Origin of the sequence: Pseudomonas sp. NFIX49 (assembly GCF_900115915.1) — a bacterium.
Lineage (GTDB): Bacteria > Pseudomonadota > Gammaproteobacteria > Pseudomonadales > Pseudomonadaceae > Aquipseudomonas > Aquipseudomonas pharyngis.
In genome coordinates this window covers 149,654-163,160 of sequence record NZ_FOYE01000003.1, presented here as the reverse complement: position 1 = coordinate 163,160, position 13,507 = coordinate 149,654, and the positions used below count along the sequence as shown (strand labels likewise).

Below are 13,507 nucleotides of genomic sequence, written 5' to 3'. Positions count from 1 at the left end.
TCGCCCCATGCGTCAGCCCGATCCATCTGATCCGCTTTTTCCTGTCGAATCTGCATCTGTAACCATCTCAGCCACGGGCCCAAAATGGCCCTGCCGTTCGGCCATACGCGACGCGCTTCATTCCGAAGCGCCCGGTGCGCCGGACATTCAGTATTCAGGAGGCCTTCATGGCTAAGATGGCGATTTTCCTCGGCGGCTTTCTTGTGTTGACCATCATGATTGGCGTCCTTGCCACGATTTCTCCGGTCTGACGATCAGCTGTTGCGTTGCGGCATGCAGCGTTCTTCAACGTTTTGAAAGGAACCTGATCAAGGCGCCCCGAACAGCATCGTCCAGTAAACCCCTTCATCACTGCGCGCCTCACTGGCATATCCGGCGCCGACCTGGGTGAACATCGGGTTCATCAGGTTGGCGCAGTGTCCGGGGCTGGCCAGCCAGCCGGCCATGGCCTTGCCCGGTGAGCTTTGTCCGGCGGCGATGTTTTCGCCGATCTGCCGGCCACGGTAGCCGGCCGCACGGGCGCGATCTGCCGGGCCGTCGCCGTCCGGGTCGCGGTGGGCGAAGTAGTTGCCGTAGGCCATGGCCTTGCTGTGCCCTTGGGCGGCGGCGCCAAGGGCCGGGTTCCAGCTCAACGGGCGGGCGGCGGCGAAGCGCTGGCGGCCGCACATGCGCGGTCGGGCGCGGGCGGCGTTGACCTCGGCCAGCAAGGCCTTGCCGACACTGCGGTTGTCGCCGACGCGACTGTCGAGCACCGGCCGGGCCAGCACCACCTGCCATTCGCTGCGGGCGCGGCTGATGCCGATGTCGGCGTATTGACCGTCGAGCAGCGCGCCGCAGTAATCGTCTTGCAGCATTTCGAACGCCTCTTCGGCGTCCTGTGCGCCGACGATCCGGATGCTGCGCACCGCCACGGCGGCATAGCCGGAGTCTTTCAATCGTTCGCGCAATCCACCGCCGTAGCCATAGCCGACCGGCAACGCCAGATTCGACTTCAACGTCAGCGGCGCCAGCCGTTGGGCCGGGCGACGGTCACAACGTTGCGGATGGGCGCGGTAGTCGTTGATGGCGGCCACCAGTTGCCGCTCGGCGCCGGCGTGGGCAGAGGGAGAAAGCAGGGGAGAAAGGATCAACAGGCACAGCGAAACGAAGCGAGACGAACGAACGGCGTGGCGCATGGGACGCAAAGCTCTGAACAAAGACAAGGCTGAAGGAAAGTGAACCGCAGAACGCGGCGCGGGTAGGACTGGCCTTTTTGCACTTGGTTCACGAAGCAGCGCCGGGTTTCATCGACTGCCGACGAAGTGCTCAGCGATTCAACGCATCCTCGATCCATTGCAGGTATTGCGGCCGTTCGGAAATCGAATTGTGTGCCGAATCCGCCACCACTTTGAGCGTGGCCACACCGTCGGGAAAACTGTGCAGCAAGCGCTCGGTGCTGGCCCGTGGAATCACCTCGTCGTCGCTCGCCGCCAGCAGCAACGTCGGCACGCGGATGTGCGCCGCGTACTGGCCCGACCGGAAACGATCCTTGAGCAACCACTGCACCGGCACCCACGGGTATTGACGGGCGGCGATTTCCTCGAGGCTGTTGTAAGGCGTGACCAGAATCAACCGTTCCACCGGTCGCTGGCTGGCCAGCCGCACCGCGACCCCGGAACCGAGGCTGCGCCCCAGCAGCGCGACCTGCGGATGACTGGCATATACCTGATCGAACAGCGCCAGCGCATCCTCGGCGATCGCTTCTTCGGAGGGCGAACCGCCGCTGCCACCAAAACCCCGGTAATGCAGCAGATACAGCGAATAGTCAGGAAACGCCTCGGAAAACTCCGGCAGATTGCGCGAAACATCCTCGGCATTGCCGCCGAAATAGATCAGCGCTCTGGGGCCGGCGCGCTCGCGCACCGTCACGCGGATCTCGGCGTCGGGCATGGCCAGCGTCAACCGTGACTCCGGCGAATCGAGGGCGGCGGGCTGCGGAAAATAGATCAGCGCCCGCTGAAACACGAACAGCGCCGCGCACAGGATCAAGTACACGGCGAGGATCAATGCGACGAGTGACAACAGGGTTCTGGACATTCGACTAACGTTAACCGGGCGCGCAGGTTGGCTGTCGCAGTGTAGTCCAACGGTTTTGCGGGCTGCATCCAAACACAAGGTGCAACAGATCCACAGGGCAAGGGCGCCAGCATGAACCACACTGAGGGATATTCCCGCCGCCGGTTGCTGACGCTGGCAGCCGGGGTGTCAGCGGTTTTCACCTTTGACCGGGCGCTGGCCGCCATTACGTCGCCGAACGCCACAGGAGCCCAGACCATGCAGACCCGCGCCATCCCTTCGAGCTCCGAGCCACTGCCGCTGGTGGGGTTGGGCACTTATCGCGGTTTCGACGTCGGCCCTGGCGATCCGGTCTACAAACAATTGCCGGCGGTGCTCGGCGAGCTGTTCAAAAAGGGCGGCACGGTGATCGACAGCTCGCCCATGTACGGCCGCGCGGAAGAAACCACCGGTGAATTGCTGTCGATCCATGAACCGCGCTCACCGGCATTTCTGGCGACCAAGGTCTGGACCCGTGGCCGCGAAGAGGGCATTGCGCAGATGGAGCAGTCGTTCAGCCTGCTGCGCACCGAGCGCATCGACCTGATGCAGATCCACAACCTGCTCGACTGGCAAACCCACCTGCCGACCCTGCGCGACTGGAAAGAGCAGGGCCGCATCCGCTACATCGGCATCACCCACTACACGCCTTCGGCCTATGACGAGGTCGAAGCGGTGCTCAAGGCCGAGCCGCTGGATTTCCTGCAAATCAACTACGCGCTCGATGATCGCGGGGTCGAGAAGCGCATCCTGCCGCTGTGCCGCGAGCGTGGGGTGGCGGTGATCTGCAACCGGCCATTCGGCGGTGGCGACCTGCTCGCGCGGCTCAAGGGCAAACCGCTGCCAGGCTGGGCGGCGCAAGTCGGGGCCAGAAGCTGGCCGCAACTGGCGCTGAAATTTCTATTGGCGCATCCGGCGGTGACTTGTGTGATTCCCGGCACCAGCAATCCGCTGTACATGGCCGACAACGCCGGCGCCGGGTTCGGGCTGATGCTGACCGATGCGCAGCGTCAGCAGTTGATTGCCTTGGTCAGTTAGTCGCCTGGGTCATCCAGATTGTCGATGTGCTTGAAGCGCTCCACCAGAAAATCGATCAGGCTGCGAACCCGTGCCGACAGGTGCAGCTGTTGCGGATACACCGCGTACACATCGGCGCGGGTCGGGGTCTGGTCTTCCAGAACCAGGCGCAAACGGCCGCTGCGCACGTAGCGGGCGATGTCCCATTCGGCACGCAGCAGAATGCCATAGCCTTCCAGGGCCCAATTCAAAGCCACCTCACCATCGTTGCAACCCAGGGCACCGCGCACTTTGATGTTTTGCGTCCGTCCGCCGTCAGTGAAACTCCAGACGCCGTAGGGCGTTTCGTTCTGCCGCAGGAATATACAGTTGTGTTGCGGCAGGTCCGACAGTTTCTGTGGCACCCCGTGTTTCTCCAGATACAGCGGCGAGGCACAGAGCAAGCGGCGGTTGGAGGCGATCTTGCGGGCATGAAATGCCGCGTCGGGCAGGGTGCCGAAACGGATCCCCAGATCAAAGCCGTGGGTCGTCAGATCCAGTGGGTGGTCGCTGATTTCCAGCTGGATTTCCACCTCCGGGTATCGGGCAAAAAACGCCGCCAGGGCCGGACCGATGTAGCGACGACCAAAGCCCAGCGAGGCATTGACCCGGATCAGCCCTTTAGGGGTTGCCCGGCTGGCGCCGATCAACTGCTCGACCTCGTCGATCTGCGTCAGGATCCGCGCCGCATGGGAAAAATACAGTTCGCCTTCTGCCGTGAGACTCATTGAGCGCGTGGTGCGATTGACCAGCCGCACACCCAGACGAGCCTCCAGCGCACTCAGGCGTTTGCTTACGGCTGGAGGCGTCACACCCAATTCCCGAGCCGTGGCGGCCAGGCTGCCTTTGTTGGCCAGCAAATGAAAAAACGACAGATCGAGGGTCTGGCTCATTGGTAACTCAAAGTTATGGATGTAGTGATTTTCTGTAACTCACCGCTTTCTGGTCACTACATATACTCCGATCACACCCCGCCTGACAGCCCTGTCCGGCAGGCAAAACAAAAACGTGAAGAGAGTGGAGTTGACCATGAGTGCATACAAGATTGCAGCGGTTCCGGGTGATGGCATTGGTGTGGAAGTGATTGCCGCCGGCGTCGAAGTACTACAAGCCCTGGCGAAAAAATCCGGTTTTGAACTGGATTTCAAACACTTCGACTGGAACTCCGACAACTACCTGAAAAACGGTCACTACATTCCTGAAGGCGGCTTGCAGGAACTGAAAACCTTCGACGCAATTTTCTTCGGTGCGGTCGGCGCACTCAATGTGCCGGATCACATTTCCCTGTGGGGCCTGCGTCTGCCGATCTGCCAGGGTTTCGATCAATACGCCAACGTGCGTCCGGCCCGCGTGCTGCCGGGGGTGAAAAGTCCGCTGCACAACGGTGAGCAGATCGATTGGGTCGTGGTCCGGGAAAACTCCGAGGGCGAGTATTCCGGCAACGGCGGCCGCGTTCATCGAGGCTTGCCGGAAGAAGTGGCGACCGAAGTGTCGGTGTTCACCCGTGCCGGGGTCGAGCGCATTCATCGTTTCGCCTTCGAACTGGCGCAAAGCCGCCCGCGCAAACATTTGACCATGGTCACCAAATCCAATGCCCAGCGGCACGGCATGGTGCTGTGGGACGAAATCTTCTACGAAGTCGCCAAGGACTTTCCGGACGTGAAGATCGACAAGGAACTGGTCGATGCCGTGACCACTCGCATGGTGCTCAAGCCGGCGACGCTGGACGTGATTGTCGCGACCAACCTGCACGCCGACATTCTGTCTGATCTGGCCGCTGCGTTGTCCGGCAGCCTCGGCATTGCGCCCACGGCCAACCTCAATCCAGGGCGTGATTTCCCTTCGATGTTCGAGCCGATCCACGGCTCGGCGTTTGATATCACCGGCAAAGGCGTGGCCAATCCGATCGCGACGTTCTGGACTGCCGCGATGATGCTTGAGCATCTGGGCGAAAAAACAGCCGCCAAACACCTGATGTCGGCAATCGAGGCAGTCACGGAAAGCGGTCTGCACACCCCGGATCTGGGTGGCACCGCCACGACGCGCCAAGTCACCGACGCGGTGATCGCGCTGATCAACCGCTGATCAACCGCTGATCCCTCTGCAATTCAAATCAGTACTGCGGCACACCGCCGAGGGGCGTATCGCGCCCCTCGGCATTTCCTGACAACAATAAAAAATCAGGGCCCTGTCATGAAAAGAATATTCGGCAAACTTTACGTACAAGTCCTTGTCGCCGTGATCCTCGGCGCACTCATCGGCGTGCTGGTGCCCGAGACCGGCACCGCGCTCAAACCCTTGGGCGACGCCTTCATCAAACTGATCAAAATGCTGCTGGCACCGGTGATTTTTCTCACGGTGGTGACCGGTATCGCCCGCATGGAAAACATGAAGGAGCTGGGTCGGGTCGGCTTTCGTGCTTTGATTTATTTCGAGGTGGTGTCGACGCTGGCGCTGGTCATCGGGCTGATCGTGGTGGACGTGTTCAAGCCTGGCGCGGGCATGAATGTCGATGTCGCCAGTCTCGACACCAGCAGCCTGGCGACGTACACCACAGCGGCCAAACATGCGTCGTTCATGGATTTTGTGATGGGCATCATCCCCGACACGATCGTCGATGCATTTGCCAAGGGCAATGTTTTGCAAATCCTGTTGTTTTCGATCCTGCTGGGCATCGCCCTGGCCCATGTCGGGCCGCGTGGCAAGGTGTTTGTCGATGCGCTTGAGAGTCTGATGCAGGGCATGTTTCGAATCGTCAACATGGTCATGCGTCTGGCGCCGATTGGTGCGTTCGGCGCCATTGCCTTCACCATTGGCAAGTACGGTTTCAGTTCGCTGTTTTCGCTGGGAAAACTGATGGCCTGCGTTTACCTGACCTGTGCGGTGTTCGTGATTTTTGTGCTCGGCCCGATCTGCCGTTACAGCGGTTTCAGCTTGTGGAAATTCCTCAGGTTCATCAAGGAAGAGCTGTTTACGGTACTCGGCACCAGCTCCTCGGAGTCGGTGCTGCCGCAGATGATCTCGAAGATGGAAAAGGCCGGCGTATCGAAACCGGTGGCCGGGATGATCATCCCCTCGGGGCTGACCTTCAACCCGGACGGCCAGGCCATCTACTACACCATCGCGGCGATCTTCATCGCTCAGGCGACGAACACACCGCTGACGCTGACCGACCAATTGATTGTGCTGGCGGTGTTGATGTTCACCTCCAAGGGCTCGGCAGGGGTAACCGGTTCAGGGTTCATCATACTGGCCGCGACATTGGCCTCGCTCGGCACGATTCCGGTGGCAGGAATGGTGCTGTTGCTCGGGGTCGATCGCTTCATGTCGGAGGCTCGGGCAATCACCAACACCATCGGTAATGGCGTGGGCACCATGGCCATCGCCAAATGGGTCGGGGCGCTCGATAGCGAAAAAATGCACAGGGCGCTCAATGGCGAAGCCGAGGAACGGAGTGCGCAGGTGCTGGAAGCCGAGATCACTCTCCACGCCAGCGAATCTCTGCGCCCAGGCCTTGAGCGCGTGGCCGCCAGGTAGACGAATCGGATACAGCAACCGCAGGTGCCATGCCGTCTCAGGCACAAAAACGCCCGGCTCACGCCGGGCGTTTTTCATTCGGTTTCAGATCATCTCAGGCAACGCATCCAGAACCTTGTCGAGAGTAATCGGGTATTCCCGCACCCGCGCACCCGTGGCGTTATAGACCGCATTTGCCACCGCCGCACTCACGCCGCAGATCCCCAGTTCACCCACCCCCTTGGCTTTCATCGGCGATGAAATCGGGTCGGTTTCATCGAGGAAAATCACCTCCTGATGCGGGATGTCGGCGTGTACCGGCACTTCGTAGCCGGCCAGGTCATGGTTGACGAAAAAGCCGTGGCGCTGGTCCACCGCGAGTTCTTCCATCAATGCTGCGCCGACGCCCATGGTCATGGCGCCGATCACCTGGCTGCGGGCTGATTTCGGATTGAGAATCCGCCCGGCGGCGCAGACCGCGAGCATGCGCCGCACGCGGACTTCGCCGGTAGCGGCATCGACGGCGACTTCGACGAAGTGCGCGCCGAAGGTCGATTGCTGATATTGCTTGGCGAGGTCGGCGAATTCGATGCTGTCCTCGACTTCGAGCGGGGCGTGTTGCGCGGCGTCACGCAACGGCACGTTCTGGTTGCCCAGCCGCACGTGGCCGTCGACAAACTGCGCTTCACCCGCGTTCATGCCCAGTTTGGCCGCGACCGCTTCGCGCAGCTTCATGCACGCCGCGTAAACCCCGGCGGTCGAGCAATTGGCGCCGAACTGGCCGCCGGAGCCTGCCGACACCGGGAAATTCGAATCGCCGAGTCGCACCACCACATCGTCCAGGCTGACCCCCATCATTTCCGCTGCAGTCTGACCAATGATCGTATAGCTGCCGGTGCCAATGTCGGTCATGTCGGTTTCAACGGTGATCTTGCCGTCGCGCTCCAGTCGTACCCGTGCGCCGGACTTCACCAGCAGGTTGTTGCGAATCGCCGCCGCAACGCCCATCCCGATCAGCCAGCGACCTTCGCGACGGGTGCCGGGCGTCGCATTGCGCTTATCCCAGCCAAAACGTTCGGCGCCGGTTTGCAGGCATTCGATCAGACGTCGCTGGGAGAACGGCCGCTCGGTTTTCACCGGATCGACCTGCGTGTCGTTGAGGATGCGGAACTGGATCGGATCGAGTTTGAGCTGTTCGGCCATCTCGTCCATGGCGATCTCCAGCGCCATCAGCCCCGGCGTTTCACCCGGTGCACGCATGGCGTTGCCTTCCGGCAGATCCAGCGGCGCCAGGCGCATGGTCACCAGGCGATTTTCTGCAGCGTAGAGCAACTGACTCGGCTGCGCCGCGACTTCGACCTTGCCGTCGGCGAGGTTGCCCGACCAGCCTTCATGGGCGATGGCGGTGAGTTTGCCGTCAGCCGTGGCGCCCATGCGAATGCGTTGAATGGTGGCGGGTCGGTGGGTGGTGTTGTTGGCGATCTGCGGGCGGGCGAGGGCGACCTTCACGGGACGGTTCGCCAGACGGGCGCCGAGGGCGGCGAGGATCGCGTCGGCGCGAATGAACAGCTTGCCGCCGAAACCGCCACCAATGTACGGCGAGATCAGCCGCACGTTTTCCTTGGGCAGGCCGAGGGTGGTGGCGATGTCGCCGACGCTCCAGGCGATCATCTGGTTGGAGGTCCAGAGCGTCAGTTGATCGCCTTTCCAGGCGGCGAGTGTCGCGTGGGGCTCCATCATCGCGTGGGACTGATCCGGCGTGGTGTAGGTTTGATCGAACTGCACGGGCGCGGCGGCAAAAGCGCTGGCGAAATCGCCGTGGGTGACGTCCGGCAGTTCGTCTTTCGGTTCCACACCCTGGTCGCGCACGCTGGCCAGATCAAACTGACCTTTGTCGGCCGCGTACTCGACGTTGACCAACTGCGCGGCGGCCCGTGCCTGTTCGTAGGTTTCGGCGACCACCAGCGCCACGGCCTGGTGATAGTGCTGCACTTGCGGCCCGGCCAGCAGGTGCGCGGCGTTGTATTGGCCTTTGCCGAGCTTGCCGGCATTGGCGGCGGTGACGATGGTCAGCACCCCCGGCGCGGCGCGGGCGGCCTCCAGATCGATGCGGGTGATGCGACCCTTGGCAATGGCCGAACCGACCATCACGCCGTAGGCCTGATTCTTGACCGCCTCATGTTGCTCGTAGGCGTAAGGCGCCTGGCCGCTGGTTTTCAGCGGTCCTTCGATGCGGTCGGTGGGTTTGCCGATGACGTTCAACTGATCAATCGGGTTGGTCGTGGCGGGCGTGTCGAATTTCATGCTTCGTCCCTCGCTTGGGCCAGCACCGAGGCAATCGTGCGCTCGACCAATGTCACTTTGAATTGGTTATCAGAGGTCGGCGTGGCGCCGTCGAGCAGGCGCGCGCTGACGGCTTTCGCGCCTTGCGGCAGCAGCGCTTCCGCCGCTTCGACCCTCCAGGGTTTCGGCGCGATGCCACCGACGGCAATGCGGCCGCTGCCATCCTTCTGCAGGATCAGGCCGACGGAGACCAGCGCGAAGGCGTACGACGAGCGGTCGCGCACCTTGTGATAGACATGGGTGCCGCCCACCGGCGCGGGCAGGGTGACGGCGGTAATCAGCTCGCCCGGCGTCAGACTGGTTTCGACATTCGGTGTGGTGCCGGGCAGCTGGTGGAAGTCCGCGATGGCGATGCGTCGCGTGCTGCCGTCGGCCTTGATCGTTTCGACCTGGGCATCCAGCGCCCGCATTGCAATTGCCATGTCACTCGGATGGGTCGCGATGCAAGCGTCGCTGACGCCGATAATGCCGAGTTGTCGACTGACCCCGCCAATCGCCGCGCAACCGCTGCCGGGATTGCGTTTATTGCAGGCTTGATTGGTGTCGTAGAAATACGGGCAGCGCGTGCGCTGGAGCAGATTGCCGGCGGTGGTCGCCATGTTGCGCAACTGGCCCGATGCACCGGCGAGCAAAGCGCGGGACAGCAGCGCGTAGTCTTTCCGGACGCGGCTGTCGGCGGCCAGATCGGTGTTGCGCACCAGTGCGCCGATGCGCAAGCTGCCGTCTTCGGTGGCTTCGATCCGGTCGAGGCCCAGGTGATTGACGTCAATCAGCTGCTGCGGCGTTTCGATGTCGAGTTTCATCAAGTCCAGCAGGTTGGTGCCGCCGGCGATGAAACGCGCACCTTCGATTTGTGCAGCTTGAGCGGCGGCTGCGGCGGGAGAGTCGGCGCGGCTGTAATTGAACGCTCTCATGCTGGCACCTCCGCGACTTCGCTGATGGCTTCGATGATGTTCGAATAGGCGCCGCATCGGCAGATGTTGCCGCTCATGCGTTCCTGCAATTCGCTGGCGATCAGTTGCGGCGCTTCGGTGAGGCTGGCGCTGGCGTGGCTGGGGATGCCGTCGCGGATTTCCTGAAGCACGGCGACCGCCGAGCAGATCTGCCCCGGCGTGCAGTAGCCGCATTGATAGCCGTCATGCTTGATGAACGCGGCCTGCATCGGGTGCAGGTGGTCCGGCATGCCGAGGCCTTCGATGGTGGTGACTTTGGCGCCGTCCTGCATTACCGCCAGGGTCAGGCAGGAATTGATTCGCCGGCCATCGACGATCACCGTGCAGGCGCCGCACTGGCCGTGGTCGCAGCCCTTTTTGCTGCCGGTCAGCTGCAGGTGTTCGCGCAGGGCGTCGAGCAGGGTGGTGCGAGTATCAACCTCCAGCGCCTGTGGCTTGCCGTTGACTTCGATGGTTACTTTGGCCATGGCCGGTTGCTCCAGGCTGGCCGCGTAGGCCTTGAGGCTGATGAAAGGGGGCATCGCGAACGCGGTTGCGGTCACGGCACCGAGAATCAGGAAACGGCGTCGGGAGATCGCCATTGGCGGATGGTCGTTCATTGGCTTGGCTTCCTCTATCAGGTCGGCAGGGTGTGAAAGACCCGCACGGGTACGCTGGCGTGGTTGCCAGTCTCGCTCTGTTCTAGGAGTGACCACGCTGGAGAGGAAAAGGTTTTCTTTGATTTGCGCATGGCCTCATGCGCACGCTTCATGAATCGACGGAATGAAGGTGGGTGCCTTGGCTGTGAGTCAGATCGCTCTCACAACCGAGGCACCCGCGATTCTCAATGTGCGCCGACCACCATGGACGTAAACGGCGCCACATACGCCTGCAACGTCACCAGGCCGCCGACCAGGATTGCCAGCACGATGGAATGGAAGAACACGTAACGCAGGATTTCCCCTTCATGCCCGTACCAGCGAGTCGCCGTCGAGGCGACCACGATCGACTGCGCGTCGACCATTTTGCCCATCACTCCGCCGGAGCTGTTGGCCGCCGCCATCAGGACCGGGCTGATGCCCAGCTGTTCCGACGTCACCCGTTGCAAGCCGCCAAACAGCACGTTGGACGCGGTATCCGACCCGGTCAGCGCTACGCCAAGCCAACCGAGCAAGGTGCCGAACATCGGGTAGAAAATCCCCGTGGCAGCGAATGCCAGGCCCATGGTCGCGTCCAGCCCCGAGTAGCGGGTCAGGAATCCCAGCGCCAGCATCGCGGCAATTGTGATCAGCGAAAAGCGCACCACCCACAGTGTGCGAAGGTACTGTTTGATCAGTTGGGGGATCGAGTAGCCCATCAGCAATCCACCGACAATCGCCGCGAGCAGGATGCCGCTGCCGGTGGCAGTGAACCATGTGAACTTGTACACCGCCTCTTCAGCTTTCGGCGCGGCGACCACCGGTGGGACTTTTTCGATCTGCAGATGCAGGGAGCTGAAAGTCACGGCCGGGGCGAACACCGGATTGGCCTCGCGCAGCGGTTTGCCCTGCGGATCAAGTCTGGCTGATTGGCTGACGGGGTCCATCGCCGGACGGGTGTCGAACATGTTCTTGAAACCCTGGGTGCCCCAGGCAAACACGAACACCGTGAGGATGATCCACGGCATCCACGCGCGCATCACTGCCGGGCGCGCCTGATCGCTGAATGCGGCGCTGGCCGTGACCTTTTCTTCTTCGACCTTCGAGTCGTCATGCCGCCCCGACAGCGCGGCCGAGGTGTGGACGGTTGCCGGTTTCCACACCTTGAGGAACAACGTCAGGCACGCCATGGAAATCAGCGCGGCGATCACGTCCACCAGCATCGGCCCGTGGTAGTTCGAAACCAGAAACTGCGGGATGGCGAAACTGACGCCCGCCACCAGAATCGCCGGCCATACCTCCAGCATCTTGCGCCACCCGGCGAAGGCCCAGATCAGCCAGAACGGCACCAGCACCGAAAAGAACGGCAGCTGCCGTCCCACCATCATCGAGAGCTCCATCTCATCCAGCCCGGTGACCTTGGCCAGCGTAATGATCGGCGTGCCCAGTGCGCCGAAGGCCACCGGCGCGGTGTTGGCGATCAGCGCCAGACCGGACGCTGCCAGTGGCGAAAAACCAAGACCGATCAGAATGGCGCCGGTGACCGCCACCGGCGTGCCGAATCCGGCGGCACCTTCAAAGAAGGCGCCAAAACAGAAGGCGATCAGCAGCAATTGCAGGCGCCGGTCGTCGGTGATGCGGGCGAGCGAGTCCTGTAACACCTTGAACGAGCCGTTCTCGGTGGTCAGGCGATGCAGAAAAATGATGTTGAGCACGATCCAGCCAATCGGCAGCAGCCCGTTGGCCGCACCGAACAGCGCCGCCGAACCGGCCATGTTGGCGGGCATGCCGAAGGCGAAGATCGAGATCAGCAGCGCCGAGGCCAGCGCCAGCAGTGCGGCCAGATGCGCCTTCACATGAAAGAAGGCCAGCGCCGCCAGCATCACCACCACTGGAACGGCGGCCATGATCGTGGAAATCACCGGATTGCCGAACGGGTCATAGACTTGTTGCCAGACCATGTCGCACCTCTACTTGTTGTTTTTGAGGGGCAGATCCTTTGCGCGTTGCAAGCAGTATAGGTGGCATTTGGCCGCCGCTCGGGCGAGGCGGGCGAGGCGATCAACGGTCATCGGCGGTCGGTGAATCATCGTCGTTTTCCCCGGTCGTATCTGCGGCAGCGCACACCGCGCCTCTTCGGTGCGGGCAGCGCTGCCGTTTCCGTCGTCAAGACCTTGGTTTTAGGGAAATTCTGAATGATGCGTGCAACAAGCCTGCTGCTGACTGTTTCCGCCGCCGTATTGCTGGGCGGCTGTGTGGCGGATTTCGATGATGACCATCGCCATGGCCGGCATTACGACCGCGACCATGGCCGTTACTACGATCATGACCGGCGCTGGGACGACCGCGATGACGACCGCCGCGACGGGCGTCGTTATTACCGCGACCGGGATGATGACTGACTGAAACGAAGAGGGCGTTCCCCGACGGGAACGCCCTCTGGCATTAAAAATGAGCGCTCGCCCGGACGCTGGATCGCGCAGGCACTGAGGCCTCGATGTCCAGCAAATGGGTGGCGAGAATGTCGCTCAGAAACCGGAACTGATCGTTGAGGCCGACCACTTCATTGCTGAAATGATTGCTCGCGGCGGGCATCAACAGATCTTCGAAGGCTTCGTCGAACACCAGCGCCTGGGTCTTGCGCGACACGGCGTGCTGATCGTAGTAGTTGCTGCCGAAGACCGGGAAACTCACGGCGAGGGTGACGGTATTGATCATGATGTGAACTCCTCGTGCTGTGTGTTTCGGATGGGCTAATCGTGCCTTTGGCGAGCAACATGCGGAAGGCAATCGTCGCGATGGTGAATATCGACGGCATTGATGGTTGGACCGGAGCGGCCCTGACCAGCGGATAAACGGCGCACCGCACGCACCTATACTCATGTCATCTCCCCCGGATTCTTCAGGTCTTGCGACCAAAGATCAGAT

General features: G+C 61.9%; 12 protein-coding genes. 4 read left to right on the top strand and 8 right to left on the bottom strand.

The window, feature by feature from the left end; translation table 11 throughout:
* Nucleotides 1-308: 308 nt before the first annotated feature.
* Entirely contained in the window at nt 309-1,175 is an 867-nt protein-coding gene (locus BMZ46_RS08935; RefSeq protein WP_039770949.1) for a CAP domain-containing protein, read from the bottom strand.
* Between the two features lie 130 nt (nt 1,176-1,305).
* The gene (locus tag BMZ46_RS08930) at nt 1,306-2,076 is read right to left on the bottom strand and encodes an alpha/beta hydrolase (RefSeq protein ID WP_074687812.1); all 771 of its coding nucleotides are present in this window, start codon (nt 2,074-2,076) and stop codon (nt 1,306-1,308) included.
* Between the two features lie 111 nt (nt 2,077-2,187).
* On the opposite strand from BMZ46_RS08930, the gene BMZ46_RS08925 reads away from it, so the two are divergent.
* Nucleotides 2,188-3,132, top strand: a complete 945-nt coding sequence (locus BMZ46_RS08925) for an aldo/keto reductase (RefSeq protein WP_074687813.1) — start codon at nt 2,188-2,190, stop codon at nt 3,130-3,132.
* Here BMZ46_RS08925 and BMZ46_RS08920 read toward each other — a convergent pair.
* The gene (locus BMZ46_RS08920) at nt 3,129-4,043 is read right to left on the bottom strand and encodes a LysR family transcriptional regulator (RefSeq protein WP_039770944.1); all 915 of its coding nucleotides are present in this window, start codon (nt 4,041-4,043) and stop codon (nt 3,129-3,131) included. The two genes, BMZ46_RS08925 and BMZ46_RS08920, sit on opposite strands and share 4 nt — an antisense overlap.
* A gap of 136 nt (nt 4,044-4,179) precedes the next feature.
* Here BMZ46_RS08920 and BMZ46_RS08915 point away from each other — a divergent pair, with 136 nt between their 5' ends.
* A complete protein-coding gene (locus BMZ46_RS08915) occupies nt 4,180-5,235 on the top strand; it encodes a tartrate dehydrogenase (RefSeq protein ID WP_039770942.1) in 1,056 nt (351 codons plus the stop codon).
* A 108-nt stretch (nt 5,236-5,343) separates the two neighbouring features.
* Complete coding sequence (locus BMZ46_RS08910) at nt 5,344-6,687, top strand: dicarboxylate/amino acid:cation symporter (protein ID WP_074687814.1); 1,344 nt, start codon at nt 5,344-5,346, stop codon at nt 6,685-6,687.
* A gap of 84 nt (nt 6,688-6,771) precedes the next feature.
* Here BMZ46_RS08910 and paoC read toward each other — a convergent pair whose 3' ends face one another.
* The 4 genes from paoC to BMZ46_RS08890 all read right to left on the bottom strand — a co-directional run bounded on the left by paoC (nt 6,772) and on the right by BMZ46_RS08890 (nt 12,540).
* Nucleotides 6,772-8,970, bottom strand: coding sequence for an aldehyde oxidoreductase molybdenum-binding subunit PaoC (gene paoC, locus BMZ46_RS08905; protein ID WP_074687815.1), 2,199 nt, complete (start codon nt 8,968-8,970; stop codon nt 6,772-6,774).
* Nucleotides 8,967-9,923 (bottom strand): FAD binding domain-containing protein, encoded by a 957-nt coding sequence (locus tag BMZ46_RS08900; RefSeq protein WP_074687816.1) that lies wholly within the window; start codon nt 9,921-9,923, stop codon nt 8,967-8,969. The genes paoC and BMZ46_RS08900 overlap by 4 nt, the downstream gene beginning before the upstream one ends.
* Nucleotides 9,920-10,543: an aldehyde dehydrogenase iron-sulfur subunit PaoA gene (gene paoA, locus BMZ46_RS08895; protein WP_064600752.1), complete on the bottom strand. Its 624-nt coding sequence runs from the start codon at nt 10,541-10,543 to the stop codon at nt 9,920-9,922. The genes BMZ46_RS08900 and paoA overlap by 4 nt, the downstream gene beginning before the upstream one ends.
* A 242-nt stretch (nt 10,544-10,785) precedes the next feature.
* A complete protein-coding gene (locus BMZ46_RS08890; protein WP_039770934.1) occupies nt 10,786-12,540 on the bottom strand; it encodes an L-lactate permease in 1,755 nt (584 codons plus the stop codon).
* Nucleotides 12,541-12,774: 234 nt separating this feature from the next.
* Here BMZ46_RS08890 and BMZ46_RS08885 point away from each other — a divergent pair, with 234 nt between their 5' ends.
* Nucleotides 12,775-12,981 carry a hypothetical protein gene (locus tag BMZ46_RS08885; protein ID WP_039770932.1) on the top strand — a complete coding sequence of 69 codons (207 nt, stop codon included), beginning with the start codon at nt 12,775-12,777 and terminating at the stop codon, nt 12,979-12,981.
* A 43-nt stretch (nt 12,982-13,024) separates the two neighbouring features.
* On the opposite strand, the gene BMZ46_RS08880 is transcribed toward BMZ46_RS08885, so the two are convergent.
* Nucleotides 13,025-13,297 carry a hypothetical protein gene (locus tag BMZ46_RS08880; RefSeq protein WP_039770930.1) on the bottom strand — a complete coding sequence of 91 codons (273 nt, stop codon included), beginning with the start codon at nt 13,295-13,297 and terminating at the stop codon, nt 13,025-13,027.
* Nucleotides 13,298-13,507 lie beyond the last annotated feature (210 nt).